General features: G+C 45.5%; 22 protein-coding genes. 1 reads left to right on the forward strand and 21 read right to left on the reverse strand.

Annotated elements, in window-relative coordinates; genetic code table 11:
- Positions 1–66: 66 nt before the first annotated feature.
- Positions 67–2,040, reverse strand: a complete 1,974-nt coding sequence (locus MHI12_RS19525; protein WP_405170084.1) for an ABC transporter substrate-binding protein — start codon at positions 2,038–2,040, stop codon at positions 67–69.
- A 206-nt stretch (positions 2,041–2,246) separates the two neighbouring features.
- On the opposite strand from MHI12_RS19525, the gene MHI12_RS19530 reads away from it, so the two are divergent.
- A complete protein-coding gene (locus MHI12_RS19530) occupies positions 2,247–3,059 on the forward strand; it encodes a hypothetical protein (protein WP_405170085.1) in 813 nt (270 codons plus the stop codon).
- A gap of 264 nt (positions 3,060–3,323) precedes the next feature.
- Here the strand turns inward: MHI12_RS19530 and MHI12_RS19535 are convergent, their stop codons facing one another.
- The 20 genes from MHI12_RS19535 to spoIIIAG all read right to left on the reverse strand — a co-directional run bounded on the left by MHI12_RS19535 (position 3,324) and on the right by spoIIIAG (position 22,587).
- Entirely contained in the window at positions 3,324–4,280 is a 957-nt protein-coding gene (locus MHI12_RS19535; RefSeq protein WP_405170086.1) for a GGDEF domain-containing protein, read from the reverse strand.
- Positions 4,281–4,706: 426 nt separating this feature from the next.
- Positions 4,707–5,513 (reverse strand): sporulation transcription factor Spo0A, encoded by an 807-nt coding sequence (gene spo0A / locus MHI12_RS19540; protein WP_091018123.1) that lies wholly within the window; start codon positions 5,511–5,513, stop codon positions 4,707–4,709.
- Positions 5,514–5,708: 195 nt separating this feature from the next.
- Positions 5,709–7,037 carry a SpoIVB peptidase gene (gene spoIVB, locus MHI12_RS19545; protein WP_405170087.1) on the reverse strand — a complete coding sequence of 443 codons (1,329 nt, stop codon included), beginning with the start codon at positions 7,035–7,037 and terminating at the stop codon, positions 5,709–5,711.
- A 120-nt stretch (positions 7,038–7,157) separates the two neighbouring features.
- Positions 7,158–8,876, reverse strand: a complete 1,719-nt coding sequence (gene recN / locus MHI12_RS19550; RefSeq protein WP_405170088.1) for a DNA repair protein RecN — start codon at positions 8,874–8,876, stop codon at positions 7,158–7,160.
- A 277-nt stretch (positions 8,877–9,153) separates the two neighbouring features.
- Positions 9,154–9,603 carry a transcriptional regulator AhrC/ArgR gene (gene ahrC / locus MHI12_RS19555; RefSeq protein ID WP_017687604.1) on the reverse strand — a complete coding sequence of 150 codons (450 nt, stop codon included), beginning with the start codon at positions 9,601–9,603 and terminating at the stop codon, positions 9,154–9,156.
- Positions 9,604–9,687: 84 nt separating this feature from the next.
- Positions 9,688–10,173 carry a hypothetical protein gene (locus tag MHI12_RS19560; protein WP_211083526.1) on the reverse strand — a complete coding sequence of 162 codons (486 nt, stop codon included), beginning with the start codon at positions 10,171–10,173 and terminating at the stop codon, positions 9,688–9,690.
- Positions 10,174–10,257: 84 nt separating this feature from the next.
- Positions 10,258–11,103, reverse strand: coding sequence for a TlyA family RNA methyltransferase (locus MHI12_RS19565; RefSeq protein ID WP_307410507.1), 846 nt, complete (start codon positions 11,101–11,103; stop codon positions 10,258–10,260).
- 22 nt (positions 11,104–11,125) lie between these two features.
- Positions 11,126–13,033 (reverse strand): 1-deoxy-D-xylulose-5-phosphate synthase, encoded by a 1,908-nt coding sequence (gene dxs, locus MHI12_RS19570; protein WP_036614362.1) that lies wholly within the window; start codon positions 13,031–13,033, stop codon positions 11,126–11,128.
- Positions 13,034–13,316: 283 nt separating this feature from the next.
- Positions 13,317–14,222, reverse strand: a complete 906-nt coding sequence (locus MHI12_RS19575; protein ID WP_405170089.1) for a polyprenyl synthetase family protein — start codon at positions 14,220–14,222, stop codon at positions 13,317–13,319.
- Positions 14,215–14,472: an exodeoxyribonuclease VII small subunit gene (xseB, locus tag MHI12_RS19580; RefSeq protein ID WP_017687599.1), complete on the reverse strand. Its 258-nt coding sequence runs from the start codon at positions 14,470–14,472 to the stop codon at positions 14,215–14,217. The genes MHI12_RS19575 and xseB overlap by 8 nt, the downstream gene beginning before the upstream one ends.
- Positions 14,462–15,826 (reverse strand): exodeoxyribonuclease VII large subunit, encoded by a 1,365-nt coding sequence (gene xseA / locus MHI12_RS19585; RefSeq protein WP_405170090.1) that lies wholly within the window; start codon positions 15,824–15,826, stop codon positions 14,462–14,464. Before xseA ends, xseB begins: the two co-directional genes overlap by 11 nt.
- A gap of 10 nt (positions 15,827–15,836) precedes the next feature.
- Entirely contained in the window at positions 15,837–16,694 is an 858-nt protein-coding gene (gene folD, locus MHI12_RS19590) for a bifunctional methylenetetrahydrofolate dehydrogenase/methenyltetrahydrofolate cyclohydrolase FolD (protein WP_211083531.1), read from the reverse strand.
- 117 nt (positions 16,695–16,811) lie between these two features.
- A complete protein-coding gene (nusB, locus tag MHI12_RS19595; protein ID WP_036675000.1) occupies positions 16,812–17,264 on the reverse strand; it encodes a transcription antitermination factor NusB in 453 nt (150 codons plus the stop codon).
- Positions 17,265–17,486: 222 nt separating this feature from the next.
- Positions 17,487–17,720, reverse strand: coding sequence for a DUF2273 domain-containing protein (locus MHI12_RS19600; protein WP_017687595.1), 234 nt, complete (start codon positions 17,718–17,720; stop codon positions 17,487–17,489).
- Between the two features lie 14 nt (positions 17,721–17,734).
- On the reverse strand, positions 17,735–18,274 hold the full coding sequence (gene amaP / locus MHI12_RS19605; RefSeq protein ID WP_017687594.1) for an alkaline shock response membrane anchor protein AmaP: 540 nt from the start codon (positions 18,272–18,274) through the stop codon (positions 17,735–17,737).
- 146 nt (positions 18,275–18,420) lie between these two features.
- On the reverse strand, positions 18,421–18,831 hold the full coding sequence (locus tag MHI12_RS19610) for an Asp23/Gls24 family envelope stress response protein (protein WP_405170091.1): 411 nt from the start codon (positions 18,829–18,831) through the stop codon (positions 18,421–18,423).
- A 217-nt stretch (positions 18,832–19,048) separates the two neighbouring features.
- Positions 19,049–20,392 carry an acetyl-CoA carboxylase biotin carboxylase subunit gene (gene accC / locus MHI12_RS19615; protein ID WP_036614375.1) on the reverse strand — a complete coding sequence of 448 codons (1,344 nt, stop codon included), beginning with the start codon at positions 20,390–20,392 and terminating at the stop codon, positions 19,049–19,051.
- 55 nt (positions 20,393–20,447) lie between these two features.
- Positions 20,448–20,912 carry an acetyl-CoA carboxylase biotin carboxyl carrier protein gene (accB, locus tag MHI12_RS19620; protein WP_036614903.1) on the reverse strand — a complete coding sequence of 155 codons (465 nt, stop codon included), beginning with the start codon at positions 20,910–20,912 and terminating at the stop codon, positions 20,448–20,450.
- A 139-nt stretch (positions 20,913–21,051) separates the two neighbouring features.
- Complete coding sequence (locus MHI12_RS19625; RefSeq protein WP_074095695.1) at positions 21,052–21,882, reverse strand: SpoIIIAH-like family protein; 831 nt, start codon at positions 21,880–21,882, stop codon at positions 21,052–21,054.
- A gap of 66 nt (positions 21,883–21,948) precedes the next feature.
- Positions 21,949–22,587 (reverse strand): stage III sporulation protein AG, encoded by a 639-nt coding sequence (spoIIIAG, locus tag MHI12_RS19630; protein ID WP_036614381.1) that lies wholly within the window; start codon positions 22,585–22,587, stop codon positions 21,949–21,951.
- Positions 22,588–22,593: the final 6 nt, after the last annotated feature.

A 22,593-nucleotide genomic window follows, 5' to 3' on the forward strand; every position in this document is an offset into this window, starting at 1 on the left:
TTATAGATGATAATAATTTTCATTATCAACTGAAATTTAGAGTGGAATTGGATTTCATTTCATCCATCACTTGTTACGCTTATTTTTTTCAGCGATCTTCGTAAACCACGCGGCCAATTCCTCTGTTTGATCCAATGTTGCAATTGGGTCAAAGTACCATGAACGATCCGGGCTCCAGATAAACACACGATCATTTTTAACCGCATCCAGTGAACTCCAGACCGGTTTCGATTTCAACTCTTCCAGGGTCAGATTATCTGCTGTTAGAATGATGTAGTCTCCGGCGAACTCAGGAATCGCTTCCGATGAAACTTCAACCAGTTGATCCTTCATTAGAATCTCTTTTTTATCTGCAGGAGGATTCAAACCAAGCGCGCTGTAGACTGCCTGACCTCCCCGACCAAAATTATCACCAAAGGCCAACGGTGCTTTATCATAGAACTGCATGACCGACACCTCGGCCTGCGGATCAATTGCCTCACCAACACGTTTCTTGGCATCTGCAATTCTTGCGTCATAATCGGTTAACCATGCCTCAGATTCTTTTTCTTTATTTAGCACTTCACCGAAATAGGCAATTTCTTCGTGGGTGTTTTTCAGTTCGCCATAAGGTACCACCAAGGTAGGTGCAATTTTGCTAAAGGAATCAAATAAATCAGGATTACCTGTCACAATGAGATCCGGTTCAAGCTCCAACACCTTTTCGAGAGAGATGGTTTCATATTCACCAATATTCTGCACACCCTCAAGTGATTTGATAAAATAAGGATTTTTCAGGTTCATCTCGGGTGTACCCACAGGCTTGATCCCAAGGGCGATTAGACTTCCCAGATACAAGTCAACCACAATCCGTTTAGGTTCAGCCGGAATTGTAATATCTCCCTTAATCGTTGAGACTGTGCGGGGTTCCGATGACTTGCTTTGATTCTCCGCCGTTACTGTCTTTGTGGAACTTGACGTACTATTGCTTCCGGATGCATCCCCGCTCGAATTACTGGCAACACCTGTTGAGCAGGAACTTAGCAGTAACGTAAGACTTAGTAGAATACTAAGCAACATTCCCGTTCTTGTCTGTCTGTTCATATTTATTGACCCTCCATGCTTATATTGATAATGATTATCACCATCAGTATAAACATACCTTCCACTTCCACCTCTGAAAATGTCATTTCGCGCCACACCTAATGTCAGATCAGGCCAATTTAGAGGTGCTGAGGTCTTTTCTTTAAATTGCAGAGGAGAAAGACCTGTATATTTCTTGAACATACGCCCCAAATAATATCCATCCGGATAACCGATTCCTACAGCGATCTCATCCAACGTGGCATCCGTTTGCAGCAACATCTCTTTGGCTTTGAACAAACGAAACTGAATCAGATAATCGATGGGACTGGTTCCAGTCGACTGCTTGAACTTGCGTGACAAACTTCTTGGGCTGGTGCCAATCATTTCTGCCAAAACATGAAGTGTAAGTGGCTGGTTGTACGAAGACTCTACAATTTCAATGACTTTGCTGACCTGATCCAACATACTTGGATAACGATTGGATATACGAGGAATCTGTGATGAGATCTGCTCCACAAATGCATAGAACAAACTCTTGGCCTGAAAGTGCTGAATAGGGTTCTTTTGATCCCACAAAAAGTGCATCTGTTTCAATTGCTCATATAGAATGGTTGGCATACCGGGAGTAAAGCCATAGTTCATTTGGAACGGATTGATACGCTCCATTAACCTTCCCAGATCGTTTCTCCCTCCACTAGGCAGGTTTGCTTTGTACATCAAGTAATATAGGCGCAATCCGGATTCGCCTGCTTGAATCACCAACTTACTCCCTTTTCCCCCATGAATAATATAAAAGCGACTCACTTCATATGTTTGATTGTCAATCGTCACTCCAGCATCACCCTGAATGGTGAGTACAAAGGTACTTGTCGGAAATTTGTATTTCATCTCTTCATATGCCTCTAATTCCATGAAACGGATATCTGTTATACTCACCGCAGCATAGTTCCAGAGGATATAATAATCATTCCACATTTTGCTAATCCATCTCCGTCTACATAGATTGTGTCTGAACTTCCACTCACTTATTGATAACCATTATCAATTATTATGATGAAGTACGCAATACAACCGATCTCAATGAATCCATTCAGAAGAAAAAAGAGCTATTCAAATCCTTCTCTTAACATCCGATATATGTAAATAGAACCATGATAAAGCGGAGAAGGAGAACAGAGGATATGAATTCAATCTCATCTGCAACCAAAAGCAGTTTCACTCCCGGGAATCAAGTCTCCAATCGGGATAAAGAAATTCAGGGACTCATGCAGCAGAAGATCCGGCTCAATGAAGAAATGCAAGGTGTAAAAACCAATGACGAGTTGGATACCAAAACCAAAGCTCAGCGAATCAAATCCCTAACAAGCTCCATTTCCCAGATCGACAGCCAGATTGCCCAAATTAAAGCTGAAGAATTGCAAGAAAAGAACAAATTAAGACAGCCCGAAAAGACTCAACAGCAACAACCCAAACCAACCGACGAGGCACAAGCCCCTTCACTGGATCATCTAATTAAGCATAGTCAGACTTATGATCAATTGGGTAAGCTGGTCGGTTTGCGGGATCGCATGCAGGGCTCCATTCAGACCACCGAAGGAGAAACCCGCTTCGACCGACTTGTTCTGGAGATCAATCCTCCCGCAAATGATCTCGATCTAGGCAAATCAATGATGTTGGAAAATTCAGAACGCACCGTCTTTCAGGCAAAGCGAGATACCGTCCAGGACATCCACTCCCAGTTAAACAAGGTTAATCAGAAGATTGGGGAACTGGTGGAAGAGATCCATCAGCCCGCACCTAAAAAAGGAGTACAACCACCTATCTCTGCAACATCTGGAGAAGAAGAGCAGGAAGTAAATGAAGGAAAGAAAACGGGAAGTAAGGAGCACGCATCAGATGGCGGAACCACAGATCAGGAATCAGGAAATGGTCCGCAAACTACGGCTTCTACATCTCCTGCTGCTTCATATCCATCCGTTGATATTCGAATCTGATACGCATTGATCAAACATAATTTTATGTATACATAATGAGCTTAAAGATTAAAGTGGCTCGTTTGCTACACAACCTTTGACCCGCATCCAATGATAGAACCGCTATTACAGGTGACTAACTCCTGATAAGTAGCGGTTTTTCTGTATTTTAACGTTATGGGTATAGAGGCGAATCCTCAGCTTCCGAAGAAGCTTTCTTACAGAAAGCTTTTAGACAAACATCTTCAGGTCCTCTCTGTCCTCTACGTTCTCGAAATTTTATTTCTAGCACGGAGTAGTGGCAGTATCATTTGCACAGATGATACTTCCAGCAATCGCTTTACAACCTTTTTTAATGCGTGTGGCCTCATCAATTATCTGATCTATTTTTTCATATTTTCGCTTGCTATTGGTTACAACGGCGATGGATACCGACACAAGAGGAATGGGCCGATTTAGCCCGGAACGTCCTTCCCCCAGAACATATTGATGATGCCAATCATGTTCGTTGTAAAACGTCCTTTTCATATCCTCAAAACCTGAGATGACTTCCTCACTAATATATTTGTAATCATGGTGATTCAGGATTGTAATAAAATCATCACCACCGATATGTCCAAGAAAGGCTTCAGGGGGAACAAATAGCTTGCGAAGCAAGTTAGCTGTCGCCTGAATAAGCTGATCCCCCATTTTGAAGCCGTAGCTATCATTGTAGGATTTGAATTGATCGAGATCAACGTACAGTACGCTAAATTGGTCCATCTGAAGAGCCTGAGACAGCCTTTCATCTATAATATGATTACCAGGAAGACCAGTCAGCGGGTTCATAAAAATCGCCATTTCAGCCCGTACATCAGCAACAGCGAGTAGCAAACGCCGAATACTCACAGCGCCAAAGAAACTTTCTCCTGACGTGACCAACACAAGATCATATATTTCCCCTTCATCTCGGTCCATGGCTAGAACACTGACATCTGTAATCTGTTCCGAATAATCCACAACTAGTGCCTGCGTGTTCATTACCAGTTCTACAGGACGTCCCATGTACAGATTATAGCCATACTGGGTACCAATCTGCTGAAAGAATCGGGGCCGCATCATTAATGACACACCCTTCTCCCCCATAACAGCTATACCTTCCAGACTAGGATTGGACTTGAAAAGATGATAGACGATATCACATTTTGTATCAGATTGTACTACAGGAATTGGTTCAGCAATCTCGCCTATTTGCGTAAACATACTATTCTACTCCTCTGTTCGTAGCATCTAATCCGAACTTTTCAAATATATATGTAGGTCTTTGTCAATGGTCACATCGTACCACTTTCTACTTGAAAAAGCGTTAACTGAAAGTAAAAGTTTATGAAATATTTCCTTTATCTGAATTTTGCTATAGGGAGCTTACTTTAATACTTGATCTCAAAATTCAGAAACAATCATGCAAAACTAAATTTCATCATCATGTTCTGTGTTATTTCGTTATGCAAAAATACCGTCATTTACTGGATATCTTTAATCCAATAAATGACGGTATTCGTTGGCATAATTCACAGAAGTTTATCGGCATGAAATGAACGAATTCAGATATAAACCGCCAAAAATCCATTTGACTAGAATCTAATCTGAATCCAAACTATACTTGCCAGCTCACTACTCCTGACCCTTTCAGCTTACCTTATGCTCAATTCTCAGCTTGTCAGCGACCATCGCGATGAACTCGCTATTTGTTGGTTTCGACTTGCTGATGTTGATTGTATAACCAAACAAGTGGCTGATGCTGTCGATGTTACCGCGAGTCCATGCCACTTCAATGGCATGACGGATGGCACGTTCGACGCGGGACGGCGTGGTTTTGAATTTTTCGGCAATCGCCGGATACAGCGTTTTGGTGATGGCTCCCAAAATTTCGATATTGTTATACACCATCGTAATGGCTTCCCGCAAATACTGATATCCTTTAATATGCGCAGGAACACCGATTTCATGTATGATGGACGTAATGCTTGCATCGAGATTTTTGTGTTTGCCCATTGGCACAACATTGGATTTCATGAACATGGATGATCCGTTGCTCGTGGACATCGCGGTCTGTGTTCCCACCAGTTGACGCACACGATTCGCAAGCACTTCCATGTCAAACGGCTTGAGAATATAATAAGAAGCTCCGAGTTGCACGGCACGCTGTGTGATATTCTCTTGTCCGAATGCCGTAAGCATAATGACTTTAGGCTGTGGAGACAGGTTCAGGTTGCGCAAGCGCTCAAGCACACCCAGACCGTCCAGATGCGGCATGATAATATCCAGAATCAATACATCCGGCACATCCCGAGTTTGCTCCAGCAATTGCAGTACTTCTTCTCCATTGTATGCAATACCGGTTACTTCCATATCTTCCTGCTCAGATATATATTCGGCAAGCAAATTCGTAAATTCACGATTATCATCGGCCAGCAATACCTCAATTTTTTGCAAAACGGTATCCTCCTTTAAATTAAACATCGTTTCGTACATTTCCTTACAGGTTAAATTTTCGACACAGCAAGTTAAATTCCTCCTGTCGAAAATTATTTTTCTTTATTTTTTTTTCTTGATCCTATATAATAAATAATTTATTTCATTATCCGATATATTATGTTTGCTTTCGACAAAAAAGAACCTCAGGGCTGTTTAACCAGCCTTGAGGTTCTTATCGTTTTCCTTTTTCATCATAACGCCAGCATCTTGTAACATCCATTCAATGAAGCAACCGTAACCCGATTTTGGATCATTCACGAATACATGAGTAACTGCACCGATCAACTTACCGTTTTGCACGATGGGGCTGCCACTCATCCCTTGAACGATACCTCCGGTCTTATCCAGCAGTTTCGGGTCCGTAATTCGAAGTACCAGACCTTTTGTTGCTGGCTCGGTTTGATCTGCCACATGAACAATGTCAATGGAGAAGCGTTCAACTTGTTGACCGTCAACCACGGTAAGTATTTCGGCCGGTCCTTCTTTGACTTCATGAGAAAAAGCGACGGGAATACCTTTCGAATACAGACTGTGCTCAGGATTTCCGGACATTTTACCAAAGATGCCAAAAGCCGTATTACGTTCAATATTGCCCAAAATTTTGCTTTCCTTGAGGAAATGAGCACGTTTTTCACCCGGATCACCGGTCTCACTTTTAGAAATGGACGTCACATTAGACTGAACGATCTGACCACTACCCACAACAATAGATGTTTGTGTGTTCATATCTGTAATGACATGGCCCAGTGCGCCGTATACGCCCTGATCTGGAGCATAGAAGGTAAGTGTGCCAACACCAGCTGCAGAATCACGAATGTACAATCCAAGCCTCCACGCTTGATCCTCGGAGTCATACGCCGGAGTTAATCGTGTCTTCACCGTTTCCTTGCCCCGTTTTAACACAACATCAATACCTTTTTTACTTTTCCCTGCAAGTTCAACGGCTTCAGAGACACCTGCTACGCCATCCAGACGTTTACCATCCATATGCGTAATCAGATCTCCGAGCTTAATGCCCGCTGTTTCTCCGGGCGATACACGCTCATCCTGACCGGAACGGACCAGATGATGTCCAACCACCAGAATGCCTGCCGATTTAACCTTGACGCCAATCGTTTGTCCCCCGGGTACAACACGCAAATCCGGTATCACATTCACATGGACTGTTTTGACCGGAATTTTACCCCACAACTTCAACGTTAATTTGGCATGTCCCGTCTGTTGAGGGTGAAGATGCAAAGGTTGCTGCCTGGTAACATGCATCGCTTCCTGATCATCCAAACCAACGATATCAGGACGATCTACAACGGCGCTTGAAGCAGCAGGTACAGCGAGCCGGACATCCGCTTGCCTGCCAGCAAACACCTGCAATTCATCCGGCAGTGAAGCATAACTTTGCACAGGCTGAATGGCCTGGCTAATCACACAAAGAAAGAAGGCAAATAAAAGACCTAGCAATTTCTTCCTGAGGGGGGAATTCAATGGCTGTCACACTCCCTTTGCTTCTTTCGCTTGACGAAAGGTGGTCGCCAATTGCGTACCTATAAGATAACCTCGCCCCCAGGCTTTTATTACTGTCAATCATTACGCCAGCCGTCCGTTTCACCCTTTTTTGGCTTCCGCCAAATTCAGCATTTCCTGTGCGTGATGCAGCGTTTTTTCTGTAATTTCCACGCCGCCCAGCATACGTGCCAATTCCTTCACTCTGCCTTCGTCTGACAGCGATTCCACCTGCGTCATTGTCCGTCCATCGTAGACATGTTTCTCAATGAGATACTGATGATCTGCCATACAAGCCACTTGTGGTAAGTGAGTTATTGAGAAAACCTGACAAGTCGAAGACAAACGGAACAGTTTTTCCGCAATGGATTGAGCTGCTCTACCGCTAACTCCGGTATCAACTTCATCAAAAATCAACACAGGTATCCGGTCATGTCGCGCAAAGATACTCTTCATCGCCAGCATCATTCTCGACAACTCACCACCTGAAGCAATTTTGCCAAGTGGTCGTAATGGCTCGCCCGGGTTTGGTGAGATTAGGAATTCCGCATTGTCCGCACCATGACGATTCAGACGAATACGACGTCCATTCCATTCAATCCCCTTTGGATCTTCGAAAGGAGTAATTTGAACACGGAGTGTAGTCCGCTCCATTTGCAGATCCTTGAGTTCGCTTTCCACCTGTGCAGCAAGTTCCTCGGCGCATTGTTTGCGAACCTTGCTGAGCTCTTCAGCAGACTCCATCACAAGGTTAAGCATTTTGTCACGTTCAGCTCGCAATTTCTCCAGCCGTTCGTCCTTGTTCTCCAGTTGGTCGGTTTCATGGCTAATCTGATCATAATAACTCAGAATAAGTTCAACACTGTCCCCGTATTTCCGTCTGAGGCCAGAAATCAGATTCAGCCTTTGCTCCACTTCTTCCAGCCTTGCCGGATTAAATTCAATCTTCTCCCGGTAATCCCTTAACTGAAATGTCGCATCTTCCAATTGATAAAATGCAGATTGCAGCTGTTCTACGATTGGTTGCAGTCCTTTGCTATCATATCCAGAAATGTCTTCAATTCTTGAAAGAGCAATGCTCACAGCTTCAAGTCCGCGTTGACCACTGAGCAGATCATATGCACCAGCAACACTGTCCATCATTTTCTCACTATGGGATAGTTTGACCCGTTCTTCCCCGAGTAATTCATCCTCGCCTTGTGTAAGGCTTGCTGCTGCGATCTCCTCAAGCTGAAAGCGATACATGTCCAAGAGTTGATATGCCCGCTGACTGGACTCCTGAAGGGCACGCAGTTCTTTTTCCGCCGTGATAAACTTGCTGTAGCGCTCCTGGTACTTCGCTTTGATCGGTCCGATGACTTCCGAGCCATAAGTATCGAGAAGCCCCAGATGGCTCTCAGCGCGTAGCAAACTCTGATGTTCATGTTGTCCATGAATATTGATTAGCTTCTCGCCTACTTCCCGCAGCATGGTCAGATTGACCAATTGCCCATTAATACGGGACGTACTCTTCCCTTGAGTATTCAACTCACGTCGTATAACCAAATGCTCTTCAGGCTCACAATGGATACCCAATTTCTCTAATGTCTGCCATACCGGATGACTCTGCTCCAGCTCGAACAAGGCTTCCATCTCTGCCTTCTCACATCCGTACCGGATCAGATCAGCTGAACTGCGTCCACCGGCAATTAAGCCAAGTGCATCTATAATAATCGACTTACCTGCACCCGTTTCCCCTGAAAGTACATGGAATCCCGGGTGGAATACAACATCCACTTCTTCCACCACAGCCAGATTACGAATCGATAACGTAACTAACATCTGCAAAAACACCTCCGGATGACTAACTCAGATATTATGTTTTTGAACCATTGATTCAAGAGGTTGTTCAAAAAGTCGCTTTTGATTACGAAGGATGCCTGGTGGCATCATCAGCATCGAATATGGAATTTAGCCGAAATAAGTGGGATGCTTACGAAGTATGTTTCCTTCGGAAACATTGCAGTTGCTCACGTAGTTTTCCCTACGCTCCGCTACTCCATTTCTAGCTTCATCCCATCTTCTCGGTACTGAAAACCAATCTTTTTGAACACGCACTTTAAGCAATGTAACCCATGATCCGCTCAATAACGGTCACACTGTTACCTTCAGTCCGGCAGATAATCAGAATGGTGTCATCTCCACAGATCGTGCCCATGACTTCATTCCACTCAATATTATCAAGCAAAGCTGCAATGGAGTTGGCTGTTCCCGGCAAACATTTCATCACAACCAGATTGTTTGTGTGATCAATGTGCAAGAAGTTGTCAACGAGTGCACGCTTCAACTTTTGAATCGGATTATATCGTTGATCTGTCGGTAAAGAGTACTTGTATCTTCCATCATCCATCGGAATCTTGATTAACAGAAGTTCCTTGATATCCCGGGATACCGTCGCCTGAGTCACCTGAAAACCTGATTTGCGTAGTGCTTCAACCAGATCATCCTGGGTCTCAATTTCATTTTGACTAATGATTTCACGAATCTTGATGTGCCTTTGTCCTTTCATACATGCCTCCAGTTAGATGTATTGCAATAAAGCAGCAATTGTAATTCGCCGCAGACTTTGCCCTGCAATGTTCATTCTTTTATATTAGTCCAGATCATCCCCATCATACACATCTTCCTGATAGTCCATGAGCCTGATTAACTTAATATCGGAATCCTCCACGTCAACATACAGCAATCCTTCACAGCCAGGATATAACAACAGATAATTGAGGAAGCGATCCCTTAGCGCAGGGCCGGTCATTTCAATTGGCTGTCTGCGACGAGACGTTTTCACGAGGTATCTGAGATCCTCACGTTCTGCAACATAATCAATGAATAATCTGCTGTAATAAACGGATTCATTGGCCTCAAAAGCCAGAGGGACTTTCATTTTGCCACCGATAACTTCATAGCCCTGTGCTTCAAGCAAATCCAAGGCCGGGGAATCCTGAATCTTCACGTTCAGTTGCATTCCAGACAAGCTTACCGGCATCGGTCGGTTCACCCAATTACGCAAGCCAAAGAACAGCCACAAGATTAAACAGACAGCAAGTACAACTATAACGATTGTGTCATATTGACCATCCATTATCGCTCACCTCGAAGACATATTCGAGGTTCAGTAACGATTTCCCTTTACATCAATCACCTTTCCAGCGAAAAGAAACCCATCTTATGATGAGTTTCCCGTAAATGTATGAGCTGCTTCCTTTGCAACTTGCTCCGCAAGTGCGTCAAGTGAAGCTGGATCGATCTCTGGTTGTGTTGCCTCTGGTGCTTCCAGACGCCAATGTGCGAGAAATTCTATATTACCTTCTCCACCGGTTATCGGTGAAAAAGTTAAACTCTGCAGATGTAAACCAAGTTGACTGGCAAAATGAAGCATTGTCTGCAATACATCCTTGTGTACCTTCGTATCACGTACCACACCGGACTTGCCTACTTTTTCACGCCCTGCCTCAAATTGAGGTTTAATCAATGCAACGATATCTGCAGGTTGTTTCAAAAGAGCCAGAAGTGGCGGCAATATGATTCGCAGTGAAATGAACGACACATCAATGCTCGCAAAGTTCGGCACGGGTCCCGCCAGATCTTCAGGAGTCACATAGCGGAAATTAGTTCGTTCCATAACAGTAACCCTCTCATCATTACGCAAAGACCAGTCCAGCTGATTATAGCCCACATCAATAGCGTAGACGTGAGACGCACCATGCTGTAGTGCACAATCCGTAAAACCGCCGGTGGATGAACCGATGTCGAGCATGACAAGTCCATTCATATCAAGGCCGAAATGACGGATCGCTTTTTCGAGCTTCAATCCGCCTCTGCCGACATAGGGATGTACCGAGCCTTTAACTTTCAGCTCGGCTTCCCTTGGAATTTTCATGCCCGCCTTTTCGATCGGCTCATTATTGGCATATACCAGTCCAGCCATGATTGCAGCTTTTGCCTTCTCACGACTTTCATAATAGCCCTGCTCAACCAGCAGAACATCAATTCGTTCTTTCGGGAGTGACATGTCTGTCTCCTATCATGTAAATTTACGAAGGAAAACGTGTTTTGGGTATGCCGTAAGATGATTGAACAGCCATCTTGCGCAGTTCAGCACATACATTTTCAACGGTAAGACCCACTTCCTCACGTTGTTCCTTAATACTGCCATGCTCGATGAAGCGATCCGGAATCCCCATCAATTGTACATGAACATCATGTAGTCCCTGTTCTGCATAAAACTCCAGAACTGCACTACCCATGCTGCCTGCTTGGGATGTTTCTTCAAGTACAATCAATTTGGTGCCTCGAACAGCTAAATCACGCAACATTTGCTCGTCAAGAGGTTTCAAGAAGCGAGCGTTGATTACGCCTGCTGTGATCCCTTCCCGCTTCACCATCTCTGCTGCTTCTTCTGCAAGCTGCACCATTGACCCTGAAGCGATGACAGCATATCCCTCGGATGGACGCAGTTGCTCCCATGATCCGATTGGAATCGGAACAAGTACATCATCCAAAGGTACACCGACTACATTGTTCCGTGGATAACGGTAAGCAATTGGACCTTCATTATAATCAAGCGCCGTTTTCATCATGTGGCGCAATTCATTTTCGTCTTTTGGCATCATCAGAACGATATTTGGAATATGGCGCATAAATGCCACATCGTATACCCCTTGATGTGTTTCCCCATCCGGACCAACAAACCCGGCACGGTCAATAGCAAACATCACGTTGGCGTTATGACGGCAAATATCATGTACAATCTGATCATATGCACGTTGCATAAACGTAGAATACACGGCAAAGACCGGCTTCAAGCCTTCCATAGCCAGTGCAGCACACATGGTTGCCGCATGCTGTTCTGCGATTCCTACGTCAATCATGCGGTCAGGAAATTCCTTACTAAAAGGAATGAGACCAGATCCTGTAGGCATTGCTGGCGTTACAGCTACGACCCGCTTATCCTGCTTCGCAAGATCAATTAACGTTTGACCAAACACTTCCGTGTACATCGGTTTTCCGACTGCCTTCAGCACTTGACCAGATTCAATTTTGTACGGAGAAATCCCGTGCCACTTGTGCGAATCGGCTTCTGCTGGCTGATAACCTTTGCCTTTGGTCGTGAGCACGTGAACGAGCACAGGGCCATCAACGTTATCTGCCTGTTTGAAGGTTTCGATCAATTTGGGAATATCGTGCCCATCAATCGGTCCCAAATATGTGAAGCCCAGTTCTTCGAAAAGAACACCTGGTACCATCATATATTTGACACTATCTTTGATCCAGCTTGCCGATTTGGCCAAACGATCCCCAATAGCTGGAATTTTTTTAAGCATTCCCTCGACATCATCTTTTGCTTTCAGATAATGACGATCCGAACGAATCTTGCTCAAATATTTATGCATGGCCCCAACGTTTGGAGCAATGGACATTTCATTATCATTCAGAATAACCATCAGTTTTCTCTGCTCATGACCGATATGATTAAGGGCCTCAAAAGCCATACCACCTGTAAGCGCTCCATCACCAATCATCGCGATAACTTGGTTGTCCTCACCCTTCAGATCACGTGCAAGGGCCATCCCCATCGCAGCGGACAATGAAGTACTGCTGTGTCCAGCTTCCCATACATCATGTTCACTTTCGTTGCGTTTGACAAAGCCGCACAGGCCGTTATGTTGACGCAATGTATCAAAGCGATCCATACGCCCTGTCAGGACTTTATGCACATAAGCCTGATGCCCTACATCAAAAATCATTTTGTCTGCTGGACTGTTATAGCAGTAATGCAGGGCTACCGTGAGCTCAACCACGCCTAAGTTGGGTGCGAGATGCCCACCTGTAACAGACAGTTTCTCAATCAGAAACTGCCGGATCTCTGCCGACAAAAGGGCAAGATCATCCTGAGACATCGACTTTAGATCACTGGGTTGTTTAATTTGTGGAAGCAGCACGAGAATCTCCCCGCTTTCCTAGATTGTTTAGTTATTGTTGTAAATCGATATATACATTATGAATCAAATGACATTAAATCATTATAACATAAAAGAACAAGAATCATAATTTACTGCACTATACTCCCGATAACGAGCATTCTCGCCAGCAAGTTATTTAAAATTCTTCTCCATATGTATTCACGCATCCACTCGGGACAGACTTTTTCCATCCACTCGGAAAAAGAACATTACATTCATTACACGGTTATACAGGTTTTGAAACAGCGCGTTTTATCAGAATCTAATGGTCTCGACTCATCAGATAATCTGCAATTTCCAGCAATCTGGATGCATCAGGTAACTCCGCTCTTTCGAGTGCATCTTTTGCAGATTGGGTAAGGGATCTCACTTCATCTACAGAAGCCTCCATGCCAATAAAATAAGGATATGTTACCTTCTGCTGATTCACATCGCTCTGTGTTTTCTTGCCCATCTTCTGCTCGTCGCCCGTCAGATCGAGAATATCATCCTGAATCTGGAACGCCAGCCCCAGATCACGACCGAACACACGCAGTGCTTCCAATTGTCCTTCCGTTGCTCCACCAATTCGTGCTCCAGCAATGAGTGAGAAAACAATCAGGTCACCTGTTTTGTGCAAATGAATATATTGGAGCTGTGAAAGATCAGTCATGCCTTGCTCGCCTTCCATATCCGCAACTTGGCCGCCGACCATACCTCTTGCTCCAGCAAGTTCGGACATGTCCTCTACGATGGACAGCAACGCATCTGCCGCCACACCACTACGGCGTCCAGCTTGAACAATGCTATAAAAAGCATGGGTTAACAGTGCATCGCCTGCCAAAATGGCTGTTGCCTCACCATATACCTTATGATTCGTTAATTTTCCCCTGCGGTAATCATCATTATCCATAGCAGGCAGGTCGTCGTGGATCAGTGAATAGGTATGAACCATCTCCACGGCGCAGGCTACCGGCATTGCAGCTGTACGCTGTGCACCGAAGGCTTCCGCCGCAGCAACGACCAGAAGAGGACGAAGGCGTTTGCCTCCGGCCATGAGTGAGTACTGCATCGCATCTGTCAGCGATTGGGGTACATCCCAGTGATCGGGAAGCGTGTGTTTCAACGCTTCTGTCACCTCAGCTGTGACCTCTTCGAGATATGCTTGAAACGAAGGACGATTACTCATGGACTTCACCGCTCTCATCGTCAGCAGTTCCGAAAGGCTTCTTGCGAAGCTCTCCATCTTCTTCTACGATCATCTCGATCTTGCGTTCCACTTGTTCCAGCTTCAGACCGCAAAGTTGCGAAAGTTTCATCCCGCGTTGAAACAGATCGATGGCCTGTTCCAACGGAACATCACCATGTTCCAGCTGACCTACGATGTCTTCCAATGCCGCCATTGCCTCTTCAAAATTCAATTCCGGTTCATTCGCCATGGGTATTGTCGTCCTCCTTCATTCCCCAAACCTGACAGTCCAACTGTCCGTCTGTTAATTTAATCTTAATTGAATCTCCAGGCTGTACATCCTTTGTCGACTTGATCAATCGCTGTTCTTGCTCGTCATAGACAAGGCCGTATCCCCGTGACATGACTTTGAGCGGGCTAAGCGCATCCAGATGCCGCACAGATGATTTCCACTGTTGCTGCTTCGATCTGGTTATAGACCTGATCGCAAGTTCCAGTTGTCTGCGTGCTGCCGCATTCTCACGGCGTGCTGCATTGACCTGCTCACGAGGATTGAATCGTTGCAGTGCTGCCCGCAGACGCTCCTGCTTCTCTCCTGTCCATTTCATACGCGTATCCACTGTTCTCAAAAGCCGTTGGTGCATCATATCCAGTCGTTCCGTATGCTGCATCAAAGTACGTCTTGGATGCACCAGAACTGGCGAACGCTGCAATCTTGCGAGCCGTTCACGATTATGTACAGCACGTTGACGTAAGCTGTGCTGTAACTGGCGCTGACGTTGTCCGATCTGATCAAGCAACTCAGCTCGATTAGGTACAGCTAGCTCCGCAGCAGCCGTTGGCGTTGCCGCACGTAAATCAGCCGCAAAATCGGCAATGGTGAAGTCCGTTTCGTGCCCAACTGCAGAGATAACAGGTATATCCGAAGCGACTATTGCTCTTGCCACAATCTCCTCATTAAAGGCCCACAACTCCTCCAGTGAACCGCCTCCGCGTCCAACGATAAGTACATCAGCTTCTCCCATCCGGTTCAGGTTGCCAATCGCTTTGACGATGGAAGGTGCTGCACCTTTGCCTTGAACCAAAACAGGATACAAAACGACTTTGGCAGAAGGGTATCTGCGCTGGAGTGTGATCATAATGTCTCGCACCGCCGCTCCCGTCGGTGAAGTTACAACCCCGATGGTCTGTGGATAACGAGGGATCTGTCTTTTTCGCGAAGGTGAAAATAACCCTTCATCCTCAAGCTTTTTCTTCAGCTGTTCGTAAGCCAGATACAGACTTCCAATTCCGTCCGGCTGCATATGGGTAGCGTAGAATTGATACTGCCCATCCCGTTCATACACCGAGACATTACCACGGGCAATAACCCTTGCGCCCTCCTTCGGTACAAAGGGTAATCGCTGGTTATGGGACGCAAACATAATTGACTTGATCCGGCTGTCCTTGTCCTTCAATGTAAAATACATATGGCCGCTGGAGTGATGTGTGAAGTTCGAAATCTCCCCGCGCAGCCAGACGTCCGACAGGACCTGGTCCGATTCCAGTTTCATCCGGATGTATCGGTTCAGGTCTTTGATGGAGTAGATCTTTTGATCTGCCACAGACAAAACCCTAGGCCAATCCGTGAGCGCGTTTGGCAGCGATCAATGTATTTTGCATCAGCATTGTGATTGTCATCGGACCAACACCACCTGGAACGGGTGTAATTGGACCAGAAACTTCTTTTACGCTCTCGAAATCAACGTCTCCTGCTAGTTTGCCATTCTCCAAACGGTTCATGCCGACATCGATAACCACAGCACCCGGTTTGACAAAATCAGCATCCACAAAATTAGCACGACCGATGGCAACAACCAAAATATCCGCCTGACGTGTAATTTCTTTCATGTTGGCTGTGCGGGAATGACACATCGTTACCGTTGCATTCTCACGTTGCAGCAACAGCGATACCGGTTTGCCAACGATGTTGCTTCTTCCGATGACTACCGCATGTTTACCGGACATTTCCAGTCCAGTACGTTTGATCAGTTCAATTACACCCGCTGGGGTACATGGAAGCAGACTATCGTCTCCAATTACGAGATTACCAACATTGACTGGGTGGAATCCGTCTACGTCTTTATCCACGGCAATCGCATCAATGACCGCTTTCTCTTCGATATGCTTCGGTAGTGGAAGTTGAACCAAAATTCCGTTAATGGATTGTTGATTGTTCAGCTTGTCCACCAGCGCAAGCAGATCTTCTTGGGACGTATCTGCATCCAAGCGATGCACTTCGGAGTAGAAACCGAGGTCGTGACAAGCTTTTTCTTTATTACGCACATAGACTTGGGATGCCGGATCTTCCCCGACGAGCACAACAGCCAGACCAGGTACTACCCCCTGTTCGCTAAGCTGTTTTACTTCTGTTGTCAGGCTTGCGCGGATCTCTTGGGATACTTCTTTACCGTTAATAATAGATGCTGTCATTGTACTCTCTCTCCCTTATGTGAATATAAATTTAGAGGTTGTTCAAAAAGCCCGCTTTTGATTACGAAGGATACTGAAAACCGGTCTTTTTGAACACACACTATAATTAATCTTAACTTAAGATAATTTTGCTTTAATCGCGTCAACTTCCTGAATCATGCGTCCAAGTACACCATTGACGAATTTACCGGATTCTTCTGTACCAAAATATTTGGACAGTTCAATTGCTTCATTGACCGATACCTTTGCCGGGATGTCATCACGGAATACCATTTCATACGTGGACAGTCGTAGAATCTGGCGATCTACACGTGACAGACGGCTGATCTGCCAACCTTTCAAATAATCCACAAGCAAACCGTCAATGGCTTCCTTATTGTTCCAGGCTCCTTGTACAATCTCAGTAACATAAGTACGCATTACATCTTCATCGCGAATAACTACTTCGGTTTCATTATCTTCAGCAGCTTCATTGATCAACATGTTTACAGCTTCTGCTGCACCTACCTCATTCATTTCCATCTGATACAGACTTTGTACTGCAATTTCCCTTGCCAAACGTCTTTTCATGTCCTGCCTCCTGCAGCGCTCCGTCTGGAGCGTCATCATGCTTATTTTATAATCAATGCAACCATCTCATCTTATCCAGTATCGGTTAGATCGATGGCTTACACGGTATTGTTATTGTTATCCCTTTTCACAAAAAAACCTGCAATACGTTTCCTCCAAAAAACGGGCAACCTAAACTACAGCTCTATTTTCGGAAGAAACATATTGCAGGGTTCAGGTAGGTCACTTAAACGGACGCCAGCGATCGCCCAGCCATTGTCCCCACTCCCTCCAGGGAATGGACGAACCCAGCTTCGAATCGCTTCGTCTGCCTAACGTATAACCGATGAACACCAAGAGTGCAAAGAACAACATATCCCAAAAACCGATCCATACATAAAGAAATCCAAAAAAGATGCCGCCGATAATTCCGGTAATTCGGCCTCTGTGACTATCCCAAATCTCTTTCCACAGCATCAGTGAAACTCACCTCATTCCACTCGACTCTTGTAGTTAGGCGACTGGGTTACATTAGCGATATACACCGTGACAAAAGAAACCGGAATGCCCGTAATCTCTTGTACATGATCATGTATCGCCTTTTGCAGATCAGAAGTCAGCGCAGGAATAGGTGTCTCACCATCCACTACTGCACGGATCATAATCTCCAGTCCTGACTCAACCACACGTATGCGTGCCTTGACATCACGTACTCCCCGGAAACGGGAAGTTGCCTTCAAACAGAGATTCTCAATCGTCTCCATCGAAATCTGTACATCACCAAACTCAGTACGTTGATCTACAGACGGCAACGATGCACGCTCACGCCGAACCGAGATGTAGAAAAATCGCAAACTCAGGATAAACAAAATCGCTGCTGCAATAACCGACGCAACAATAACGTTTTGTTCCTGCTGGTAATTCAATTCGTAAGGCAGCACACCGCTAATCAGAAGAATGACGGCTGCCGATATTGCTCCAACGCTTATGCTGTATATAAACAACAGAAGCCGATCCAGTATTTTAGCCACGAACTGCACAGCCTCCCTTGCTCACTAACATGACTTAACCTGTTCACTAGCAAAAAATCAGATCCTCATCTAGCTTTCGCTATAATGAAGACCTGTCCAAGACGGGATAACCCCCGGCAGATGATGCCGGGGGAATCTGTCTTCTTTTATTTTACGCGCTGACTGTTCAGGTCGATTTCTTCCACTTTTTCGGTGTTCTTGAACTGAACGTCATGAATGTGCACATTAACTTCATTCACATTCAATCCTGTCATGTTCTCGATGGAACGTTTCACGTTCTGTTGAATCTCCGTAGCTACTTGTGGCAGACGGTATCCGTACTCGATAATTACGGAAACATCAACTGCAGCTTCACGTTGGCCCACTTCAACTTTAACGCCTTTGGAAAGGTTTTTGCGACCAAGCAATTCAGCAAATCCGCCAGCGAATCCGCCACTCATGCCTGCAACACCTTTCACTTCAAGGGTCGCCAATCCAGCAATCACTTCAATAACTTCAGGTGCGATCTGGATTTCACCGATATCCGTTCGTTCAAATTCAGTCGGTAGTGTACTCATAACTGTTCAACACACCTTTCGCGAGATAAGTTTGCGGCCATCCGTCAGGGCGCTGGACTCAGGTTAATCAACCTTCAGAACCCTTCCGGTCCGGCTTTACCGGAACTCCTGCAAACATCCGCGAGGTGCGGGCTTATCCTTTGCAGGAGACATGCGCTCTTATTATTCATACTATATCATTTGGGCTACATTATGACAAACAAGCCCAATATACCTTTTAAATCTCGTTTTCTTCAAGAAATTTGATATCAAAGTCACCACGAATGAACGTTGGGTGCTCCAGCAATTTCTGATGGAAAGGAATAGTTGTAGATATGCCTTCAATTGCAAATTCCCCAAGCGCACGTTTCATCTTGGCAATCGCCTCTTCACGATTCGCTCCCCACACAATCAATTTTGCAATCATGGAGTCATAGAAAGGTGAAATGGTATAACCCGGATAAGCAGCACTATCTACACGAACGCCAGGTCCTCCCGGTGCAAGGTAGAATCCGATTTTGCCTGGTGATGGCATAAAGTTACGGTCCGGATCTTCTGCATTAATACGACATTCAATGGACCAGCCATTGATAACCACGTCTTCCTGACGGAATGAGAGTGGGTTGCCTTCAGCTACCGAGATCATCTCACGGATCAGATCCACGCCAGTAACCATCTCAGTTACCGGGTGCTCTACCTGAATACGCGTATTCATCTCCATGAAATAGAACTCGCCATTCGGGCTGAGCAGGAACTCCAATGTACCCGCTCCCGAGTAATCTACAGCAAGGGCAGCCCGTACCGCAGCTTCACCCATCAGTGTACGCACATCTTCGGAGAGAATCGGACACGGAGCTTCTTCTACCAATTTCTGGCGACGACGCTGAACCGAGCAATCACGCTCTCCCAAATGTGCTGCATTTCCGTGTTTATCAGCAATGATCTGAATTTCCACGTGTTTCATACCTGTCAGGAATTTCTCCAGATATACACCTGCATTGCCAAATGCCTTTTGTGCTTCCTGCTGAGCAGCAGTAATCTGCTTAATCAGCGTTTCTTCATCTTCGGCAATCCGTATTCCCTTACCTCCGCCACCAGCAGTAGCTTTGATAATAATAGGATATCCGATATCTCTAGCAATCATGATGGCTTCATCCATATTTTCAACAAGGCCGTCTGATCCAGGAATAACAGGTACTCCTGCATCTTTCATCGTCTGTTTGGCAACAGCCTTGTCTCCCATTTTGGTAATGGCTTCGGGTGAAGGCCCGATGAATGTAATGTTGCAAGACTCACAAATTTCCGCAAAGTCAGCATTCTCCGCCAAAAAACCATAACCAGGGTGGATTGCATCACATTCCGTCAGTGTGGCTACACTCATCAGGTTTGTGAAGTTGAGGTAACTGTCCTTAGACAGTGTCGGTCCGATACAATAAGCCTCATCTGCAAGACGAACATGCAGAGAATCCTTGTCGGCTTCCGAATAGACGGCTACCGTTGAGATACCGATTTCACGGCAGGCACGAATAATACGTACCGCAATCTCTCCACGGTTCGCAATCAGTATTTTTTGAAATTTCATTTCGTTTTGTCCTCCTTCGAAGCTCATGCGGTTAGCTGTTTACCAGCTATAACGGTTATTCCGGTTTCACCAGGAAAAGGGGCTGCCCATACTCGACCAGCTGTCCGTTCTCAACCAGCACTTCAACGATTTCTCCCTTGATGTCCGCATCAAGCTCGTTCATCAGCTTCATAGCTTCGATGATACATACCGTTGTTTTCTCAACAACTTTATCACCAGCGCTCACAAAAGGACCCGCTTCCGGCGAGGAAGCTCTGTAAAAAGTACCTACCATCGGAGATACAATTTTATGTAAATGACTTGTAGTATCGACCTGCGGTGCAGCTTCACTTACCACTGCTGCCGGCTGTACTTGCGGAGCAGCAATCATTTGCGGTTGCACAGCAGCTGCTTGAACATACTCCGTTTTGCCCGGTTTGCGGATCGATAACCGTGATCCTTCATTTTCAATTTCCAACTCTTGAACGGAACTTTCATCTACCAGTTTAATCAGTTCTTTGATTTCACTCAATTTAAACATTTCCATTATTCACTCCTTCGGCATCATGCCAGTCTCACTAGGACGGTCATATGGCTTTATGTATTATATCATAATCATTAAAAATGGAAAGAGCCCGAGAGTACAACCAGCTCCCCGGACTCCATTTCCATGATTTGGATTACTGTTCTGTGACGTATTGCACGCTGATTTTGTTCTGTGAAACCGCCAATTCTTTCATAACCAGATCCACAATGGATACCGCCTGTTTTACATCCAGTTTGTCACTGAGAACCACAACTTTATACTTGTCGGCATCTTCTTCAACGATCGCATTAGCGAACTGTTGAGAGAGCGTCTCCTCAATGCCAGTGATTTTAGCTTCTTTTTCTTCCAGTGTACGGAGTTGCTCCGTTGCTTTGGCATTCTCCTCTGGTGTTTTGCTCAGATCACCTGCCACGGTCATCAGTTCCTCATACTTACGATTGTTGCTTTCCTCACGTTGCCACTGGTAGTTCTGGAACTGGCTGCTCGCAGATGCTGTCGTATTCTGCTCTTCCATTTCCTTGAGGACTTCCTCATCTGTCTTGGTTGCAGTGCCGCCTGCCTGACCGTCTGTCTCCGGTGTAGTTGTTGCGCCTTTGTCGGTCTCTTTGTTGGTTTCTTTGCCTGCCTCACCCTTATTCTCGCCTGGTTCGACAGCAGGTGTTTTCTCTGTATTTCCAGCTTCTTTACCTTCCGTAGCCGCCGGTTCTTCCACAGCGCCAGCCGCACTTGGATCACTTTCAACTTCGCCGCTATTCACCACTTCATTCACAACCAAACCTTCTGTAGGATCAAGAATGCCTGCCGTCTCCTTTGCTTCCCCTTGCTTGATTCCATCCACTTGCTGACTGTCAGCCACCGGCGCGTTGACTGGACCGGAATCCTCAGTGAACAGATAATACGCGGACAAAATGACCATCAGACTCAGCATGGAAACGAGCCATACCGTTTGACGTTTGTTATTCATTAGAACTTCCTCCTCAAATTGGCTTCAATCTTATGAGAATTGAATCTTGTGATTCAACACATCAGATTAGTCTTGTTTGCGCGGTACAACCGAGATCCGGTAGGCTGCCACATTCAGTCCTTTTTCCACAGCATCGGTTATCAGGTCCTTCACAACCTTATTCTCTGCACCCCTCGCAACCACAAGCACCCCACGGATCTGCGGTTTGAGCTTTTTGGTCACTATAGGTGTCTGATCCCCTGCTATTTCGTAAGTAATAATCTCGCCATCACGGGTATATTGCGTCATATGCCGTTTGCCCCCGCTAGCATCGGTTTCTTCGGTAAGTTGCTGAGAATCCTTCACGTTCCGCTGAACGACCAATTCTTCTGTGGAATCCACGGTAACCATCACATCAACCGTTCCCACACCAACAATGTTTTCCAGCACACCTTTGATTTTGTCTTCAAACGCAATTTCGATCGCCTGAAAAGGATTCTGTTCCGACGGATCACTCTGTATGGATGCCATGGATGTTGCCGGGTCCGGTGGTTCCCGACCGATATTTTCGGAATCAATTTTTTTGACATTGACGAAGGAATTGAACAGCATGATTCCCACCCCGATCAAACCCAGGATAATCAGCCAGCGGAAGGTTTGACTTCGCCTTGCCCCACCCTCTCCGCCACCCATCCAGGTTTCCATCTTTTTGAACCATTGTTTCATCGGACA

The organism is Paenibacillus sp. FSL H8-0280 (assembly GCF_045040665.1).
GTDB classification, from domain to species: domain Bacteria; phylum Bacillota; class Bacilli; order Paenibacillales; family Paenibacillaceae; genus Paenibacillus; species Paenibacillus xylanexedens_A.